The sequence below is a fragment of the Streptomyces sp. 4F14 genome, assembly GCF_048159485.1.
GTDB lineage: Bacteria > Actinomycetota > Actinomycetes > Streptomycetales > Streptomycetaceae > Streptomyces.
Genome location: NZ_JBLRVY010000008.1, coordinates 271,074 through 288,024, shown reverse-complemented (window position 1 = coordinate 288,024; position 16,951 = coordinate 271,074). Strand labels below are relative to the sequence as shown.

At 71.4% G+C, this 16,951-nt stretch carries 15 protein-coding genes; 12 read left to right on the top strand and 3 right to left on the bottom strand.

The features are described from left to right. The first annotated feature begins 14 nt into the window (after positions 1-14). The 7 genes from ACLZOT_RS16625 (at position 15) to ACLZOT_RS16595 (ending at position 6,158) form a co-directional block, all read left to right on the top strand. The gene (locus ACLZOT_RS16625) at positions 15-206 is read left to right on the top strand and encodes a ferredoxin (RefSeq protein WP_416969683.1); all 192 of its coding nucleotides are present in this window, start codon (positions 15-17) and stop codon (positions 204-206) included. 16 nt (positions 207-222) lie between these two features. Continuing rightward, positions 223-1,566 carry a cytochrome P450 gene (locus ACLZOT_RS16620; protein ID WP_416969682.1) on the top strand — a complete coding sequence of 448 codons (1,344 nt, stop codon included), beginning with the start codon at positions 223-225 and terminating at the stop codon, positions 1,564-1,566. Further along, complete coding sequence (locus tag ACLZOT_RS16615) at positions 1,563-3,206, top strand: thiolase C-terminal domain-containing protein (protein ID WP_416969681.1); 1,644 nt, start codon at positions 1,563-1,565, stop codon at positions 3,204-3,206. The genes ACLZOT_RS16620 and ACLZOT_RS16615 overlap by 4 nt, the downstream gene beginning before the upstream one ends. Beyond that, on the top strand, positions 3,203-4,108 hold the full coding sequence (locus tag ACLZOT_RS16610) for an alpha/beta hydrolase (protein WP_416969680.1): 906 nt from the start codon (positions 3,203-3,205) through the stop codon (positions 4,106-4,108). The genes ACLZOT_RS16615 and ACLZOT_RS16610 overlap by 4 nt, the downstream gene beginning before the upstream one ends. Continuing rightward, entirely contained in the window at positions 4,098-4,592 is a 495-nt protein-coding gene (locus tag ACLZOT_RS16605) for a DoxX family protein (RefSeq protein WP_416969679.1), read from the top strand. The genes ACLZOT_RS16610 and ACLZOT_RS16605 overlap by 11 nt, the downstream gene beginning before the upstream one ends. A 12-nt stretch (positions 4,593-4,604) precedes the next feature. Then, positions 4,605-5,405 (top strand): NAD(P)-dependent oxidoreductase, encoded by an 801-nt coding sequence (locus tag ACLZOT_RS16600; RefSeq protein WP_416969678.1) that lies wholly within the window; start codon positions 4,605-4,607, stop codon positions 5,403-5,405. A gap of 87 nt (positions 5,406-5,492) precedes the next feature. Next, positions 5,493-6,158: a TetR/AcrR family transcriptional regulator gene (locus tag ACLZOT_RS16595; protein WP_416969677.1), complete on the top strand. Its 666-nt coding sequence runs from the start codon at positions 5,493-5,495 to the stop codon at positions 6,156-6,158. On the opposite strand, the gene ACLZOT_RS16590 is transcribed toward ACLZOT_RS16595, so the two are convergent. Beyond that, on the bottom strand, positions 6,122-7,015 hold the full coding sequence (locus tag ACLZOT_RS16590; RefSeq protein ID WP_416969676.1) for an NAD(P)-dependent oxidoreductase: 894 nt from the start codon (positions 7,013-7,015) through the stop codon (positions 6,122-6,124). The two genes, ACLZOT_RS16595 and ACLZOT_RS16590, sit on opposite strands and share 37 nt — an antisense overlap. A 140-nt stretch (positions 7,016-7,155) precedes the next feature. On the opposite strand from ACLZOT_RS16590, the gene ACLZOT_RS16585 reads away from it, so the two are divergent. From ACLZOT_RS16585 to ACLZOT_RS16575, 3 genes are read left to right on the top strand one after another with little or no spacing between them, the layout of a single operon-like run. Next, positions 7,156-8,433, top strand: coding sequence for an aromatic ring-hydroxylating oxygenase subunit alpha (locus ACLZOT_RS16585; RefSeq protein ID WP_416969675.1), 1,278 nt, complete (start codon positions 7,156-7,158; stop codon positions 8,431-8,433). Between the two features lie 12 nt (positions 8,434-8,445). After that, a complete protein-coding gene (locus tag ACLZOT_RS16580) occupies positions 8,446-8,775 on the top strand; it encodes a hypothetical protein (protein ID WP_416969674.1) in 330 nt (109 codons plus the stop codon). After that, the gene (locus ACLZOT_RS16575) at positions 8,775-10,037 is read left to right on the top strand and encodes an amidohydrolase family protein (protein ID WP_416969673.1); all 1,263 of its coding nucleotides are present in this window, start codon (positions 8,775-8,777) and stop codon (positions 10,035-10,037) included. The genes ACLZOT_RS16580 and ACLZOT_RS16575 overlap by 1 nt, the downstream gene beginning before the upstream one ends. Positions 10,038-10,054: 17 nt before the next feature. On the opposite strand, the gene ACLZOT_RS16570 is transcribed toward ACLZOT_RS16575, so the two are convergent. After that, positions 10,055-12,043, bottom strand: coding sequence for a beta-N-acetylhexosaminidase family protein (locus tag ACLZOT_RS16570; protein ID WP_416969672.1), 1,989 nt, complete (start codon positions 12,041-12,043; stop codon positions 10,055-10,057). 11 nt (positions 12,044-12,054) lie between these two features. After that, positions 12,055-14,172, bottom strand: a complete 2,118-nt coding sequence (locus ACLZOT_RS16565) for an endo-beta-N-acetylglucosaminidase (protein ID WP_416969671.1) — start codon at positions 14,170-14,172, stop codon at positions 12,055-12,057. A 291-nt stretch (positions 14,173-14,463) separates the two neighbouring features. Here ACLZOT_RS16565 and ACLZOT_RS16560 point away from each other — a divergent pair, with 291 nt between their 5' ends. After that, entirely contained in the window at positions 14,464-15,510 is a 1,047-nt protein-coding gene (locus ACLZOT_RS16560; protein ID WP_416969670.1) for a LacI family DNA-binding transcriptional regulator, read from the top strand. Positions 15,511-15,666: 156 nt separating this feature from the next. Beyond that, on the top strand, positions 15,667-16,947 hold the full coding sequence (locus tag ACLZOT_RS16555) for an ABC transporter substrate-binding protein (protein ID WP_416969669.1): 1,281 nt from the start codon (positions 15,667-15,669) through the stop codon (positions 16,945-16,947). Positions 16,948-16,951: the final 4 nt, after the last annotated feature.

Below are 16,951 nucleotides of genomic sequence, written 5' to 3'. Positions count from 1 at the left end.
GGGAGTTGAGGAACGTGAAGGTCCGCGTCGACCCCGAGCGCTGCCAGGGCCACACCCTGTGCTTCATGCGCGCCCCCGAGGTCTTCGAACTGAGCGAGATCGACGGCCACTCGTCGCCGGTCGACGAAGAAGTCCCCGACGACCAGCAGGAGAAGGTCGTGGACGCCGTCCGCTCCTGCCCCGAGCGCGCCATCGGCGTGTTCTGAGAGGAGCGGAGAACACATGACCGACGACGAGGCCCGCAAGCACCCCCGGGTCCACTTCGACCGCCACGCCCCCGAGTACCGCGACGAGTTCGAGGACCAGACCCGCGCCTTCCACTCCGGCTGCCCGATGGCCTGGTCCGACACCTACGGCGGCCACTGGGTCGCCGCCGGCAACCGCGAGCTCCTCGCCTTCGCCCGCGCCGGACAGGCCCTCTCCAACGACCACGACATCCACGGCGAACGCCGCGGCTACCGGGGCATCAACATCCCCTCCGCCCCTCGCGGCAAGGGGATGCGCGGCGGCTTCCTGGAGATGGACCCGCCCGAACAGCGGCAGTACCGCAACGCGTTGAACCCCTACCTGTCGCCGGCGGCCATCGCCCGCTGGATCCCGTTCCTCGACGAGATCGCCCGCGCCTGCATCGACGAGAAGATCGAGTCGGGGCGGATCGACTTCGTCGACGACCTCGCCAACATCGTCCCGGCCGTCTTCACCCTCGCGATGATGGGCATCCCGCTCAAGAAGTGGGAGATGTACAACGAGCCCGCCCACGCGGGCGTCTACACCCCGCCCAACTCCCCTGAGATGGCCCGGGTGATCGAGACCCACATGGCCATGATCAAGGACCTCGGGCTCACCCTGAGGGAGGTCCGCGACAACCCGCGCCCCGGGCTCGTCGACGCCCTGCTGAAGATGGACGGCGACCCCAGCGAGTCCGACCTCGTCGGCGCGCTCGCCCTGCTCATCGGCGGCGGCTTCGACACGACCACCGCACTCACCGCGCACGCCCTGGAGTGGCTCTCCCAACACCCGGACGAGCGCGCCACGTTGAGCCGCGACCGGGATACGCTCCTCGACTCGGCGACCGAGGAATTCCTGCGCTACTTCACCCCGGCGCCCGGCGACGGGCGGACCGTCGCCGAGGACTGTGTCATCGCCGGGAAGGAGCTGAAGGAGGGCGACCGGCTGTGGCTGTCGTGGGCCATGGCCAACCGCGACCCGGCGGTCTTCGCCGACCCCGACACCGTGGACCTCGGCCGCCCCGGCAACCGGCACGCCGCGTTCGGCCTCGGCATCCACCGCTGCATCGGATCGAACGTCGCCCGCACGGCGTTCAAGCGGATGCTCCTCCAAGTCCTCGACCGGATACCGGACTTCGTGTGCGACCCCGAGGGCGCCGTGCACTACGAGACCATCGGCGTCATCCAGGGCATGCGCCACCTGCCCGCCGCCTTCACTCCCGGCAAGCGGCTCGGCCCCGGTATCGAGGAGACCCTCGTCACCCTCCAACAGGCGTGTGACGAACAGGGGTTGGCGGAGCCGGTGACCAGGCGCAAGGCGGAGGCGAAGATCCGTTGAGCGGAGCTGCCCCAGCTGCCCGTCCCCAGCCGCAGATCAGCCAGGAGACCGACTTCTTCTGGACCTCCGGCCAGGACGGGCGGCTCCGCTTCCGGTCCTGCACCGACTGCGCGGCGATCATCCACCCTCCTCAGCCGGTCTGCCGCCGGTGCAGGGGACGGCAGCTGACGGTCCGTGAGGTCTCCGGGCGGGCCACCCTCATCGGCTTCAGCGTCAACCACCGCTTCCCCTTCCCGGGGCTGCCGTCACCGTTCGTCGTCGCCCAGGTCGCCATCGAGGAGGACCCGGGCGTCCGGCTGACCACCAACGTCGTCGACTGCGCGCCGGACGACCTGCGCATCGGGATGCCGATGGAGGTCGTCTTCGAGCAGGCCGGCGAGGCATGGCTCCCGCTGTTCCGGCCCCGCGACGGTGACCCCGCGCCGCTGCCCGACGACGAACCCGTCACGCCCCATCTCCGGGCCCCTTTACGGAAGTTCGAGGACAAGGCCGTCATCACCGGCACCGGCGCCACCCGCCCGGGCCGCCGCCTCATGGTCCCGCCGCTCCAACTCACCGTGGACGCCTGCGAGAAGGCCGTCGCCGACGCCGGACTCACCTTCGACGACATCGACGGCCTCGCCACCTACCCCGGCGCCGGCCCCTTCGGCGGCTTCGGCGAGGGCGGCGTCACCGCCCTGGAGTCCGCGCTCGGCCTGCGCCCCGTCTGGTACAGCGGCGGCGGCGAGACCTTCGGCCCCGGCGGCTCCGTCATCTCCGCGATGCTCGCCGTCGCCTCCGGACTCGCCCGGCACGTCCTGTGCTTCCGCACGGTCTGGGAGTCCACCTACGCCGAACTCATCAAACAGGGCAGGCTTCCCGCACCCCAACAGGGCGCGTACGACGGCTGGTTCAAGCCCTTCGGCGCCGTCTCGCCCGCCGTCATGCTCGCCATGGGCGCCCAGCGTCACATGCACCGCTACGGCACCACCCGCGAGACCCTCGGCCGGATCGCCCTCAACCAGCGCGCGGGCGCCGCCCGCCACCCCGACGCGATCTACCGCGACCCGCTCACCATGGACGACTACCTCGCCGCCCGCCCCATCGCCACCCCCTTCGGCCTCTACGACTGCGACGTCCCCTGCGACGCAGCCACCGCCGTCGTCGTCTCCGCCGCCGACGCGGCAACCGACCTACCGGGTACGGCCGTTCACATCGAGGCCGTCGGCACCCAGCTCGTCGAACGCCCCGAATGGGACCAGGCGAGCCTCACCCACGAACCCCAGGTCCTCGGCCAGGCCGCCCACCTGTGGACCCGCACCGACCTGCGCCCCGCCGACGTCGACGTGGCCCTCCTCTACGACGGCTTCACCTTCAACTGCCTCTCCTGGATAGAGGCGTTGGGCTTCTGCGGCATCGGCGAGGCCCGCGACTTCCTCGACGACGGCAAGAACATCGCCCTCGACGGCGTCATCCCCCTCAACCCGCACGGCGGCCAGCTCTCCCACGGCCGCACCCACGGCATGGGACTCCTCCACGAGGCCGTCCTCCAACTGCGCGGCGAGGCCGGAGACCGTCAAGTCACCGGCGCCCGCACGGCCGTCGTCTCCACCGGTGGGCTCACCCCCAGCGGCGTACTCCTGCTCAGGACGGACGCATGACCTCCACGCACCCCGAACACGCCGTCGCCGTACGCCGTGAAGTGGCCGACGTGCGCGGTGTCCCCGCCTCCGCGCTGATCGCCGAGGCACCGGCACCGCGCGCGGTCGTCGTCGCCCTGCACGGCGGCGCGACCAGCTCCGCGTACTTCGACCACCCCGACCATCCCCGCCTCTCCCTGCTGCGGACCGCCGTCGCCGCCGGGTTCTCCGTCGTCGCCATCGACCGTCCCGGGTACGGGAGTTCGGCCCCCCACGAGGAACGCCTCCGCACCCCCGAACAGCGCACCGACTTCGCCTACGACGCGCTGACGGCCCTGCTCGGCGACCGTGAAGAGGGGCTCTTCCTGTGGGCGCACTCCGCCGGCTGTGAACTCGCCGTCCGCATGGCGAGCGACCCGCGCGGTGCCGACCTCCTCGGCATCGAGCTCGCGGGCATGGGGCGTACCCACCACCCCCGGTCGGTCGCCGCGATGGAAGCCTGGCGGCGCGACCCCGTGCGCAGTCGGCCCAACCTCCGTACCGCGCTGTGGGATCCGCCGCACGCCTATCCGCCCGACGTCTACGGCGGCCGGCGCATCGGCTCCGCCTCACCCGCCTACGAGGGCCATCGAGAGGGCTGGCAGGCCGAGTTCGAGGGGCTCGCGGCGAAGGTGGCCGTGCCGGTGCACATCACGCTCGCCGAGTACGAGCAGGTGTGGATGAACGGGCCCGCCGGACTCGCCGACCTCGCCGCCATGTTCACCGGGTCGCCGCGTGTCGTCCGGCACGAGCAGGCGGGCGCCGGGCACAACACCAGCGTCGGACGGACCGCCCTCGCCTACCACCTGCGGGTGCTCGCGTTCGTCGAGGAGTGCGCGCTTGGCGTGGGGGCGCTGCCGGGGGAGTCCGCCGATGGCGACTGACGTGCTGCTGCTGGCCGTTCGGGGCGTGCTCGGCGTCGTCATGATCGCCCACGGCTGGAACCACTGGCGCGGGGGCGGCGGCATCGAGGGGACCGCCCGCTGGTTCGCCGGGCTCGGGCTGGGCAGGCCCCGGCTCCAGGCGTGGCTCAGCGTCCTCACCGAACTCGGCGCCGGCGTCCTGCTGTTGGCGGGGCTGTTCACCTTCCTCGCCTGCGCCGCCGTGCTCTCCGTCATGCTCGTCGCCGGTCTCCTCGCCCACCGGCCCCACGGGTTCTTCGTGTTCAAGGAGGGCTACGAGTACGTCCTCGTCCTGGGCGTCCTCGCGCTCGGGCTCGGGGCGTGGGGGCCCGGGGAGTACGCCCTCGACCACGCGGCGGACATCTCGGTGACCGGATGGGCGGGAGCCGGGGTCGTCCTCGGAGTGGGAGCGTTGGCCACGGCTGGGCTGCTGGGCGTCTTCTGGCGTCCACGCAAGGCGAACTGAGGGAGCGTCAGGATGCGTGTCGGTTTCATCGGCCTCGGCAGCCAGGGGGCGCCGATGGCTCGGCGGATCGTCGAGGCGGGGTTCGAGACGACGTTGTGGGCGCGGAGGGCCGAGGCGCTGGCGCCGTTCACGGACACGGCGGCCCGGGTCGCGGGTTCGCCCGCGGAGGTGGCGGCGGCAAGTGACCTGGTGTGCCTGTGCGTTGTCGACGATCAGGGGGTCGAGGAGGTCGCCGAGGGGGTGTTGGCGGGGTTCCACAAGGGCGGCATCATCGCCGTGCACTCCACGGTCCATCCGGACACCTGTCGCCGGCTCGCCGAACGGGCTTCAGGTCAGGGAGTGCTGGTGCTCGACGCCCCGGTCAGCGGAGGCGGACGGGGTGCCGCCGAGGGGACCTTGCTGGTCATGGTCGGAGGGCCGGAGGAGGCGGTGTCGGTGTGCCGCCCGGTGTTCTCCTCGTACGGGGATCCCGTCGTCCATCTCGGGGACGTCGGCACCGGACAGGTCGCCAAGCTGCTCAACAACCTGTTGTTCACGGCCCAGTTGGGGCTGGCGGCCGACACGCTCGCGCTCGGCGGCGAACTCGGGCTCGATCCCGTCGAGTTGGGGCGCATGCTGACGCGGGGGAGTTCCGCGAGCTTCGCGCTCGGGCGGCTGGTGGACGCGGGCGGGACGCTGGAGCGGATCTCCGGGCACGCGGGCGCACTGCTCGCCAAGGACGTGCGGCTGCTGGGGGAGATCGCCGGGGAGCGGGGTGCCGGGGGAGCGGTGCGGGGAGCGGCCGGGGCGGCGTTGGGGGCCATGGGTGTCTGACGACAAGTCCCCGACGCCCTCTCGCCATGCCCCGTAGCCGTACATAGGGTGTGGAAGCACCTGCTCCGATGGCGGAAGGGGTCCTTCGTGGTGGCTGGGCGGCGGGAGGAGATCCTCGGGGCGGCCGTGGAGGTGTTCGCCGAGCGCGGGTTCAAGGGGACGTCGATCGACGCGGTCGCCGAGCGGGCGGGGCTGACCCGGCAAGGCGTCCTGCACTACTTCCCCAGCAAGAAACGGCTCCTGCTGGAGATCCTCAACTTCCGTGAGCGCGCCAACCGCGAGCACCTCGCCGAGCGGGGGGCCGGGGACGACTGGGCGGGGGAGTTCGCGGAGGCCGTCGCGTTCGAACAGCTCCATCCGTCGTTCGCCCAGGTGTACAGCGTGGTGGTCGCGGAGGCGGTGACCGGGCAGGAGCCCGCACAGGGCTTCGTACGGGACCGGAGCACCGCCATTCAGGAACACCTCGCCGGACTGCTGACACAGCGGTACGGGGAGCGGCTGCCCAGCGGCCTCAGCGCACGGACCGGGGCCGCGGCGGCGTTCGCGCTGATCGAGGGGGTGCATCAGCTGTGGCTCGTGGACCGGGACGCGGGGCGGTACCCGGAGGTGGTGCGGGCGGCGATGACGGTACTTCTGGGGGACGGGGTGACGGCGTCCGCGCCCTCGGGGACACGGCACGCCTGCGAGGACTGCCCGATGTGTGTCGTACCTGAGAGCTACGACGCCTCCCCCGACCCCCTTGTGAACGGGTAGATCCGCGTGAAGTCCGCCCCCGGCTCCGCCTCCGCGAACGCCTCCCACACCGCCCGCGTCACCTCCGCGAGCGTCGTCGCCGTACCCAGCCCGGCCGCCTCGCGCCCGTACAGGTGCACGTCCTTCGCCATCAGCGCGTTGCTGAAGCCGGAGGCGTAGCGGCCGGTCAGGACCTCGGCGGGAAACTTGTCGGCGGTCGCGGCGCTGCGTCCGCTGGAGGCGTTGAGGACGTCGAGGACGGTCTCCATGTCGAGCCCGGCGGAGCGGGCGAAGGCGACGGCCTCGCTGGTCGCGGCCAGTGCGGTGGCCGAGAGGAAGTTGTTGGCGAGCTTGAGGGCCTGCGCCTGCCCGGGCCGGTCGCCGACCCTGCGGCGGCGGTCGGAGAGGCCGGCGAGGACGGGCTCGACGTGCGCGCAGGCGTCGTCCGTCCCCGCGTACATCACCATCAGCGTCCGCTTGCGGGCCCCGGCGACCCCGCCGGACACGGGCGCGTCGACGTACGACAGACCACGGACCCCGGCGAGGCTGCGGGCCGCCGTCACCCCGACCGTCGACGTGTCCACGATGTGCGTCACCCGGCGGCCTCGCGCGGTCGCGAGCTGCCGTACGACGTCCGCGCAGACCGTGCCGTCGGGCAGGCTGAGGACGACGGTGTCGGCGGCGCGGGCGAGGTCCGCCGGGGACGGGGACCAGCGGGCGCCGAGCGGGGTGCGGGCCGGGCCCGCCGTGTCGTGGGCGACGAGTTCGAAGCCGGAGCGTACGAGGTTGCCGGCGAGGGCGCCGCCCATGTTGCCGAGGCCGACGAAACCGACGACGGGCCTGGTCACCGGGTGGCGCCGCCTTGGGGCGTCGTCCATGTCCTGCTCCTTCGGCGGGCGTCCTCCGTGGAGGAGAGTCAAGTTCACGCTATACGAGAACGCAGGGTGCGGAAATGGCATTCTCAAAAAGCGAGATCCCTGTTACCTTTGCGGTGTCGACCGACCGGAGGTTCCGATTCATGGCGCACTTCCCGAAACCCGCCGAGGGCAGTTGGACCGAGCACTTCGAGCTCGACACGGAGCCGGTCTCCTACGCGGACTCCATCTCGCCCGAGTACTACGAGCAGGAGCGCGAGGCGATCTTCCGCCGAACGTGGCTGAACGTCGGACGGGTGGAGCAACTCCCCCGCAAGGGCTCGTACTTCACCCGTGAACTGGACGCGGCCGGCACCTCGCTGATCATCGTGCGCGGCACCGACGGCGAGGTCAGGGCCTTCCACAACATCTGCCGCCACCGGGGCAACAAGCTGGTGTGGGACGACAACCCGCGCGACGAGACCAAGGGCACCTGCCGCGCCTTCACCTGCAAGTACCACGCCTGGCGCTACGACCTCGAAGGCAAACTCGCCTTCGTGCAGCAGGAGTCGGAGTTCTTCTCCGTCGACAAGTCGCGCTACGGCCTGCTCGGCGTCCAGACCGAGATCTGGGAGGGGTTCGTCTTCGTCAACCTCGACCCCGACAACACCACGCCCCTGCGCGAGTACCTCGGCCGCTTCGGCGCCGGCATCGAGGGCTACCCCTTCGACAAGCTGACCCAGGTCCACAAGTACCGCGCGGAGATCGGCTCCAACTGGAAGCTGTTCATCGACGCGTTCGCCGAGTTCTACCACGCGCCGATCCTGCACTCCGGCCAGTACGTCTCCGAAGAGGCCGCGAAGATCAAGAAGTACGGGTACGAGGCCCTGAGTTACGACATCGACGGCCCCCACAGCATGGTCTCCTCCTGGGGCGGCATCGCCCCGCCGAAGGAGCGCGCCATGGTCAAACCCATCGAACGCGCCCTGCGCAGCGGGCTGTTCGGCCCCTGGGAGGCCCCCGACATCGGCCTCACCACCGAACAGCTGCCGCCCGCCGTGAACCCGACCCGCAGCAAGGTCTGGGGCATGGACTCCTTCGTCTTCTTCCCCAACTTCATGCTGCTGATGTGGCGCCCCAACTGGGTCCTGACGTACCACTACTGGCCGACGTCCTACAACACCCACATCTTCGAAGGCACCTGCTACTTCGTCCCGCCGGAGAACGCCTTCCAGCGCCTCCAGCAGGAGCTGGCTGTCGTCTCGTTCAAGGAGTACGGCCTCCAGGACGGCAACACCCTCGAAGCCACCCAGACCATGCTGGAGACCCGCACGCTCGACGCCTTCCCGCTCTGCGACCAGGAAGTCCTGCTGCGCCATCTCCACACCACCGTACGCAAGTTCGTCGACGCCCACGCCAAACAGCCGTCCACCGCCTCCTGAAGGGACCCCGGCATGAGCAACGTCTTCCCCGCCGAGTTCGCGGCCCTGGAGCCCTACGCGGACTGGGCGCTCCAGGGCGAGAAAGCCCGCTACGCGAAGCGGATCGCCTCCACGATGGAGGAGCTGCAAGCCTTCTACGACGTGGCGTTCCCGCTGCTGGAGAAGGGCACCGCGTATCTGGAGAACGTCACTCTCGACGGTATCGGTGACGAGGACAAGCACCTGTTGTGGGCGTTCTGCTCGCTGGTGACCGTCGCGTTCCCCGTCGAGGCGTGGGGGCAGCCGCGCGTCCCCGACAGCGGGCCCTCCGCGATCGACGCCGTCGTCGAACCGGCCGTCTGATGGCGCCGGCCCGCGCCGACGGCCCGCCGACACTGCTGCGGGCCGCCCGCCTCCTCGACGTCGACAAGGGCGAACTCGTACGGCCCGGCGCCCTGTTGGTGACCGGCGAGCACATCGCAGAGGTCGGCGAACCCGAGCGGCTCCCCGAGGGCACGGTGATCCGCGACCTCGGGGACGTCACCCTCCTGCCCGGCCTCATGGACATGGAGGTCAACCTCTTCCTCGGCGGCCCCGACCACCGCAGCCCCCTGATCCCCGTCCAGGAGGACCCGGCGCTGCGGACCCTGCGCGCGGTCACCAACGCGCGCCGGACCCTGCACCGGGGCTACACGACCGTACGCAACCTCGGCCTCTTCGTGCAGACCGGCGGCGTCCTCCTCGACGTCGCCCTCAAGAAGGCGATCGACCTCGGCTGGGTCGACGGGCCCCGGATCGTCCCCGCCGGGCACGCCATCGCGCCGACCGGCGGGCACCTCGACCCCACGATGTTCCAGGCGTTCGCGCCCGGCGTGCTGCCGCTGACCGTCGAGGAGGGCATCGCGAACGGCGTCGCGGAGGTCCGCAAGGCCGTCCGCCACCAGATCAAGTACGGCGCGCAGGTCATCAAGGTGTGCGCCTCCAACGGGGTCATGTCCCACACCGGGCCCGCCGGCGCCCAGCAGTACTCCGACGAGGAGCTGCGCGCGATCACCGACGAGGCCCACCGGGCGGGCCTCAAGGTCGCCGCCCACTGCATGGGCGACACCGCGATGCGGGCCGCGATCGAGGCCGGCATCGACTGCATCGAGCACGGCTTCCTCGCGAGCGACGCCACCCTCGGCCTCATGGCCGAACGCGGCACGTTCCTCGTCGCCACCACGTCCCTGACGGAATCCATGCCCACCGCCCACGCCGACCCCGTCCTCCAGGCCAAGGCCGCCGACGTCTTCCCCCGCGCCCGCGAGTCCACGTCCCGCGCCATCGCCCGAGGCGTCCGCATCGCCCTCGGCACCGACGCCCCCGCCGTCCCGCACGGCCGGGGCCACCTGGAACTGGCCGCGCTGGTCAGGCGCGGGATGCACCCCGCCGACGCCCTGCGCGCGGCCACGACCGTCGCGGCCGACCTGATCGACGCGCAGGACCGGGGGCGGCTGGCGGCGGGACTGCTGGCGGACGTCATCGCCGTACCGGGGGACCCCCTGGCCGATGTGGGGGTGACGGAGAAGGTGACGTTCGTGATGAAGGGCGGGCGGGTGTACCGGGACGACGCGGAAGGGGCGTGAGGCGCTTGAGGCGCAGGTCAGCGTAGGGAGCGCGCCTCCGTGAGGAACACGTCGAGGACCCCGTCCGCGACCCGCACCGGGCCCTGCGGGCGGGTCTCGCCGGGGATCGTCCGGATGGCGCCCGCGCGGGTGGCGAGGGTCTGGGCCTCCGTGAACAGGCGTTGTGCTTCAGGCTCGTTGGCGGAGAGACGGGCGGTGAGGGCGTCCAGGGTGCGTTCGAAGGCCGGGCCCCACAGGCGCAGGGCGTTGAGCCACGGGACGGAGTCGGCGACGAAGCCCGGGTCGGTGACGCCGGTGGTGATGCGGTCCGGGGTGGCGGTGAGGAGTTGGGCGTACGGGCGCAGGGCACGCAGCGCCGGGTCCTTGGCGCCGGTCGCCCATGCCGTACGGAACTCGCCCAGGCGCGCTGCCAGTTGAGGGGCCTGGGGCTGCCAGGGGGCCGCGCCGAACGTCGGGGCCAGGTGCTCGACGTCGAAGAACGCCAACAGGGCCTCCACGGTGGCCGGATCGCCGTTCGCGAGGTACGCGGCGGCTGCCCGCCACGCCCGCTGCGCGTCGTAACCCGTGTCGTTCCAGGCGAAGTCGGCGCCGCCGAACAGCGCCACCTTGCTGGCCGCCGCCTGGTTCATGGGGTTGAGGACCAGGCCCGACAGCTGGGCGTGCAGGCCCGGTTCGCGCGCCGAGTAGGGGGCCAGCAGGAGACGGCCCTCCGCCTGGCCGTAGTCGTTGACGGGGTAGTTGTCCCACAGGAACACCTTGCGGCCCCACACCGTCGCCGCCCGGGACGCGTCCTGGACGGTGACGCGCGGCGGGACCGTGTCGGTGCCGGTCCACATCACCTCGACGCGGGCGTCGAGTTGCTCACGGATCGTCCGCTTGTAGGGGGTCTCGGTGACGTCGCCGTACTCGGTCGGGACCATCTGGAGCGGCCGGGTCCCCGCGCGGGCGTCGAGGAACTCCCGCTGCAACCGGTTGAGGAGATCGACTTGGGCGCGTGCCGCCGACTGCTGCGAGGGCGCCCCGTACGCCGTCCGGTCGCCCGTGCAGTTCCAGCGCGTGTAACTGATGTCGTCCAGCGGCACGGAGAAGCTGCGCACCCCGAGGTCGTACACGGCCTGGAGCTTGGCCTGAAGGGCCGCGCGGTCGGCGGCGGAGCTGTAGCAGATGGAGACGCCGGGGGAGAGGGCGAAGGTGAAGCGGACGTGATGGTCGGTCGCCTGACGCACCAACTCACCGAGCTGGGACAGGAGCTGAGGGGGGTAGGGGTCGCGCCAGCGCTCGCGGTGGTAGGGGTCGTCCTTCGGCGCGTACAGGTACGTGTTCATCTTCAGCGCGCCGTAGAAGGCGAGTTGGTCGAGGCGCTCCGCGTGCGTCCACGGACTGCCGTAGAAGCCCTCGATCGCACCACGCAACGGCATCAGCGGACGGTCGACGACGGATACGGCTGACAGGGTTGCTCCGGCGGCGAGTTGGCGCAGGGTCTGCGCGGCGTAGTAAGTGCCGCTCGCGTCGGCGCCCGCGAGGACCACCGTGCCGCCGCCGGTCGCGGCGCGGGAGGCGAGCGCGTAGCCCTCGGCGGGGAGGGTGGCCGGCACCTGACCGCCCGCCGCCCGGAGGGCGTCGGCGACCCGGGTGTCCTGGATGCCGCCGATCACCACCGTGAGGTCGGCGGGGTCGACTCCCGTGGCGGGCAAGGGGGATTCGTCGATGTCCGTGGCGCCCGCCGCACGCAGGACGGAGACGACGAGGTCGCGGGTGGGGCGGTCCTGCTGGCCGGCGGTGCGGACGTGGACGCGGGGCGGGACGGTCAGGGGGTCGCCGTTGGCCGCCAACTGCTGGGGGCGGGGGGTGACTTGGGGGAGCGCGGCGTCGGTCGCCGAAGCCGGTGGGAGCGCGGCGTTTGTCGCGGGGGCCGGTGAGGGCGCGGCATCGGCCGCCGAGGCCGGTGGGGGCGCGGCGAAGACGCAGGACGCGACGAGTGCGGCGACGGTCAGCCTGAGGCCCATGCCGTTCCCTTCTACCAGGCCAGCGAGGTCGAGGCGGCGGGGCTGCGGCGCCCGGTCAGGGACACCGCCTCCAGTTCGAGCGTCGTCACCGCGTCCCCGCCCCGGTCCAGCGGCGACACGCAGTACGCGCCGTCGTACGTCCGCCCCAGCCACCGCCGGCCACCGGACGTGCGCCGGAAGACGTCGTACCGGGCCACCTCGTCCGGCGCGAAGTCCCAGGTCAGATAGGCACTCGCGGCGTCCCCGGCCCGCACCGCGCGCTCGACGGCGAACCCGGTCGGACGGCCCGGCACCGGATCGGGCCCCGCGTCCGCGATCCGCAGCTCACCGAGGTGCACGGCGATCCCCGGGGCCCCGCCCGCGCCGGCCAGCAGCGAGACGTGGACGGCGACGACCGTACGGCCCGCCCACGTACCGAGGTCGCCGGTCCAGCGCGTCCAGCTCCCGGAGACCGGACCGGCGTTCAGCCAGGTGATCTCCGTGGGCGTGTCCTCGAAGACCAGCCCGAGCCGCAGCGCCGCCGTCCCGGTCGAACCCCGGTGCACCAGCGAGGCGGTCGACGCCGAGGTGAGCGGCAGCCGTGTCTTGTACAGGCGCACGACAGCCGACGCGGACGCCCCGAGCGCGCCGCTCAGCCGCAGGGAGTTGCCGCCGTCGTACGCGATCGTGTGGTCGTAGTCCGCGCGAACCGCCGTACTGGGGGCGCCCGTTGCGTCGCGTATCCACCACTGCCAGGTCGGCAGGAGGTCCTGGACACCGATGTCGAACCACGGGCGGTCGCCGACCTGGACGCCGTCGACGAAGAAGCGTTCGCCCGTGCCGGTGCAGAAGCGGGTGACGAACGGGAGCCGGCCGATCACCGACTTCTCGACGATGTGGTGGGCGGTGCCGTCCCAGCCCGCCGGGTCGAGCGGGCTGCCGCTGCTCGGCTGCCGGGTGCGGCCGGACCGCGAGGGGTCCTCGGCGGGGCCCGACCAGAGCTGGCGTTCACGGGCGTACGCCGGGGCCTGGTTCGCGATCGTGCTCTTGTCGCCGTCCACCGTGTACCAGACCATCTCGGAGCCGAGGAACGCCCAACTCGTGCGCGGTTCACCGCCGTCGGGGAAGATCGCGCGCGGGTCGTAGGGCTGGGCGAAGCGGTACATGCCGATCTCGCTGCCCGCGTACACGACCTCGAACGGGTCGAGGCCGAGGGACTGGGCGTGGGTGCGGGACGCCTGGATCTTGGCCGAACTCCACCAGTAGTTGAGGAACACGCTGTTGTTGACGCGCTGGCCGCCGTTCACGATCCAGGGCGAGTTCACCGAGTTGAACTCGTTCTGGTAGGAGATCCCGCCGCCCACCGTGAGGGAGTCGTACCACTGGAGGTGGAAGCCGGCCGGGGCCTTGCGGGCGAGGTAGGTGAGCATCTCCATCAGGAGCCTCGCCTGCGCCGCGGTGATCGTGGCCTCCTGGTTGATGAAGTAGCCGTCGAAGCCGAAGTAGCGTGCCATCGCGATGAGTTGGTCCGCGAGGGGGAACGTGCCCTGCGGGGTCCTCTCCACGATGTCCGCGAAGTTCTCCGGGCGCGGCCAGAACCAACACCCCAGGCTGAGCACGCCGTTGCGGTGAGCGGCGTCCGTGTAGCCGGGGTTGGGGAGGTTCAACAGGCCGTAGGGCGGGTTGGGTTCGGTGTGGCGGCCGTCCAGCGGGAGGCCGTGCCAGGAGGCGTACAGGTCGGGGTACTGCCAGAAGCGCAGCGCGTACGCCTCGGCGACCGGGCCGTACGGATAGCCCTCGGTCTCCCAGCTCGGCTGGACGTAGTCGTTGGCGAGGACCGCGAGCTTCGGCCGGGGGTCCAGGTTCCGGCGGGACTGGGTCGGCTCGAAGGGGGCGATGCGGGAAGCGAGCGGGACGCGGGAGCGCAGGTAGCGGGCGTGGCGGTCGGTGTCCGGGTGCCACGCCTTGATCTGCGGGCCGGAGTAGCCGTGCATCAAAGGAGGTTCGGGGCCGAAGCCCGCCGCCGCGAGGGACTGCGCGTGCGCGGCTGTCGCGGGGAGGGCGGTGGCCAGCAGTCCGGCGCCCGCAGCTTGCAGAAGGCTGCGGCGCCGCAGGGATCTCGGTAACGGGCCTGACGCGTCGACGGGCATGGGGGTCCCCTCTCCTCGGTAAGAGCCTTTGTCGCATCCCTGGCCGGGCGCCCGCCGCCTGGCACGCACTCTCGCCGCGTTGCCGGAGCGCCCACGTGACTCCTCCCCCAAGCTCTCGGCTTCGCTCGACCAGGGGGCACCGGACGACGTGCGCTGATCCGACCAGGGATGCGACAAAGGCTCTAGGCGAGAGCTGACACTAAAGCGCTAAAGTGTGCGCCGCAAGAGGCAGTTGACGAGGTATCAGGTCAATGAGTCACGAGCGTCAGGCGTCAGAACACCGAGGTTTCCATGACCGGCCAGGGCCGCCGCCCCACCCTCCGTGACATCGCCGAGCGGTGCGGGATATCCGAGGCCGCCGCCTCCTTCGCCCTGAACGGCAGGCCCGGCGTCTCCGAGGCCACCCGCAGACGCGTCCTGGAGGTCGTCGAGGAGCTGGACTGGACCCCGCACCCGGCCGCCCGCGCCCTCACCGGCGCAGGCTCCTCCACCGTCGGCTTCGTCGTCGCCCGCGACGCCCGGGACGTCGGCACCGAACTCTTCTTCCACCGCCTGATGACCGGCATGCAGACCGTGCTGAGCGGTCGGCACTACGGACTGTTGTTCCAGGTGGTAGCCGATGTGGACGAGGAGATCGCGACCTACCAGAAGTGGTGGCACGAGCGAAGAGTCGACGGCGTCGTCCTCGTCGACCTGCGGCAGGACGACCCGCGCCCGGCCGCCGTCGCCGCCCTCGGCCTGCCCGGCGTCGTCGCGGGCGGCCCCGACCCCGGCGGCCACCTGCCCTCCGTACCCGTCGACGACGCCGCCGCGATGCGCGCCGTCATGGGCCACCTGCGCGAACGCGGCCACGACCACGTCGCCTACCTCTCCGGCACCGCCGCCATGCTGCACGTGCACCGCCGCATCGAATCCTTCGAACGCACCGGCCACGACCTGGGATTCGCCGGCCTTCGCACCCTGTCCACGGACTTCTCCGCAGCGGCCGGCGAGCGCGCGACCGAGACCGCGCTCACCGCCACCCCCCGTCCCACGGGCCTGATCTACGACAACGAGGTGCTGGCCGTCGCCGGCCTGGACGTCGTCCGCCGCCACGCCCTGCGGATCCCGGACGACGTCGCGGTGGTCGTCTGGGAGGACACCCCGGTCTGCACGGCACTGCGCCCCGCGCTCACCGCCCTGCGCCGGGACGCCGTCGGCTTCGGCGCGGACGTCGCCCGGCGGCTGCTGAACCTGCTGGACGGGGAGCCGCCGACGGAACCGGCGGAACTGGTGCCGGTGTTGGTGACCCGCGCCAGCACTCGCTGTGTCAACTCGCCGCAAGATCAAGAGGGTTGACGGCTCGTCAGCCCCATCCACCCGCCCCGTCCCACCCGTTGACACCCTCAACTTAAGCGCCTTAGTGTCGGCTCTCGCCGTCCCCGGCACGATCCGCCGGGGCAGTGAACGCACCGGAACTCGCCGAACCGACCGATCGACGCGAGGGAGTGCACGATGAGACGTCTCGGCATGGCGGGAGCGATCCTGGTTCTGGCCGGATGCGGAGTGGGCGGCGGGGACGACTCCGGCGGCGGCACCGACGGACCGGTCGGCGGCAAGGTCACCGGATCGATCACCTTCCAGACCTGGAACCTCAAGGGCAACTACGCCGACTACTTCACCGGCCTCGTCGCCGCGTTCGAGAAGGAACACCCCGGTACGAAGGTGAAGTGGATCGACCAGCCCGCCGACGGCTACTCCGCGAAACTCTCCGCCGACGCCGCGGCCGGCACGCTCCCCGATGTCATGGACCTCGGCCCCGAGGCCGGCTACACCCTCGCCGGTGCCGGCAAGCTCCTCGACATCGCCAAGGCCGACCCCGCCGCGAAGGCCGACTTCCTCCCGGCCGCCTGGAACGCCATGACCTGGCCCGGCATCGACGGCGGCACCTACGGCTACCCCTTCTACCTCAACACCGGCCCCTCCTTCTTCAACACCGCCCTCATGACCAAGGCGGGCCTCGACCCGAAGACCCTCCCGAAGACCTACGACGAACTCTTCACCCAGGCCGACAAGATGGCAGCCTCCGCGAAGGGCGCCTACTCGATGCTCGGCCGCACGCCGGTCATCGAGACCTTCGGGACGTACGGCGTCGAGCTGATGAACAAGGACGCCACCGCGTTCACCTTCAACAGTGCCAAGGGCGTCGAACTCCTCACCCGCTACAAGAAGTTGTACGACTCCGGCGCGCTCACCGAGGACATCCTCAACGAGAAGCAGGTCGGCGAGGTCGACAAGTTCAAGGCGGGGCAGCTCGGTTGGCTCCCCGGCAGCGCCTACAACCTCGCCGACTTCAAGAAGAACGCCCCCGCCATCTACAAGAGCGTCGCCATCGGGCCCATCGTCGCCAACGCCGCGCCGAACATGTACATCGAGTCCCTCGCGGTGAGTTCGAAGACCGGCAACGCCGCCACGGCCGTGGCCTTCGCCAAGTTCGCGACGAACAAGGCGAACCAACTAGCCTTCGCGCACCGGGCGGCGATCTTCCCGGCCACCCAACACACCCTGGACGACCCGTACTTCACGAAGGACGACGGCACCGACGAGGGCCGTGTCCGGGTCGAGGCCGCCGCGCAGATCGGGCGGGCCGTCGTCCACTGGCCGCCCGCCTTCTCCCAGGCCATGGTCGACGAACTGCGCGAACAGGTCGCCCTCGCGCTCAAGGGCGACAAGTCGCCGAAGCAGGCCCTCGACGACACGGTGGCCTTCTGCAACGACAAGCTGCGCCGGGCGTGACGGC

What these genes read in the sequence shown, in the direction of transcription:
- ACLZOT_RS16605 (WP_416969679.1), top strand. Translation starts at nt 4,098, where the DNA reads ATGGCGACTGACGTGCTGCTGCTGGCCGTTCGGGGCGTGCTCGGCGTC.
- ACLZOT_RS16570 (WP_416969672.1), bottom strand. Translation starts at nt 12,043, where the DNA reads ATGGGCCTCAGGCTGACCGTCGCCGCACTCGTCGCGTCCTGCGTCTTC.
- ACLZOT_RS16590 (WP_416969676.1), bottom strand. Translation starts at nt 7,015, where the DNA reads ATGGACGACGCCCCAAGGCGGCGCCACCCGGTGACCAGGCCCGTCGTC.
- ACLZOT_RS16610 (WP_416969680.1), top strand. Translation starts at nt 3,203, where the DNA reads ATGACCTCCACGCACCCCGAACACGCCGTCGCCGTACGCCGTGAAGTG.
- ACLZOT_RS16620 (WP_416969682.1), top strand. Translation starts at nt 223, where the DNA reads ATGACCGACGACGAGGCCCGCAAGCACCCCCGGGTCCACTTCGACCGC.
- ACLZOT_RS16585 (WP_416969675.1), top strand. Translation starts at nt 7,156, where the DNA reads ATGGCGCACTTCCCGAAACCCGCCGAGGGCAGTTGGACCGAGCACTTC.
- ACLZOT_RS16565 (WP_416969671.1), bottom strand. Translation starts at nt 14,172, where the DNA reads ATGCCCGTCGACGCGTCAGGCCCGTTACCGAGATCCCTGCGGCGCCGC.
- ACLZOT_RS16580 (WP_416969674.1), top strand. Translation starts at nt 8,446, where the DNA reads ATGAGCAACGTCTTCCCCGCCGAGTTCGCGGCCCTGGAGCCCTACGCG.
- ACLZOT_RS16560 (WP_416969670.1), top strand. Translation starts at nt 14,464, where the DNA reads ATGACCGGCCAGGGCCGCCGCCCCACCCTCCGTGACATCGCCGAGCGG.
- ACLZOT_RS16575 (WP_416969673.1), top strand. Translation starts at nt 8,775, where the DNA reads ATGGCGCCGGCCCGCGCCGACGGCCCGCCGACACTGCTGCGGGCCGCC.
- ACLZOT_RS16600 (WP_416969678.1), top strand. Translation starts at nt 4,605, where the DNA reads ATGCGTGTCGGTTTCATCGGCCTCGGCAGCCAGGGGGCGCCGATGGCT.
- ACLZOT_RS16555 (WP_416969669.1), top strand. Translation starts at nt 15,667, where the DNA reads ATGAGACGTCTCGGCATGGCGGGAGCGATCCTGGTTCTGGCCGGATGC.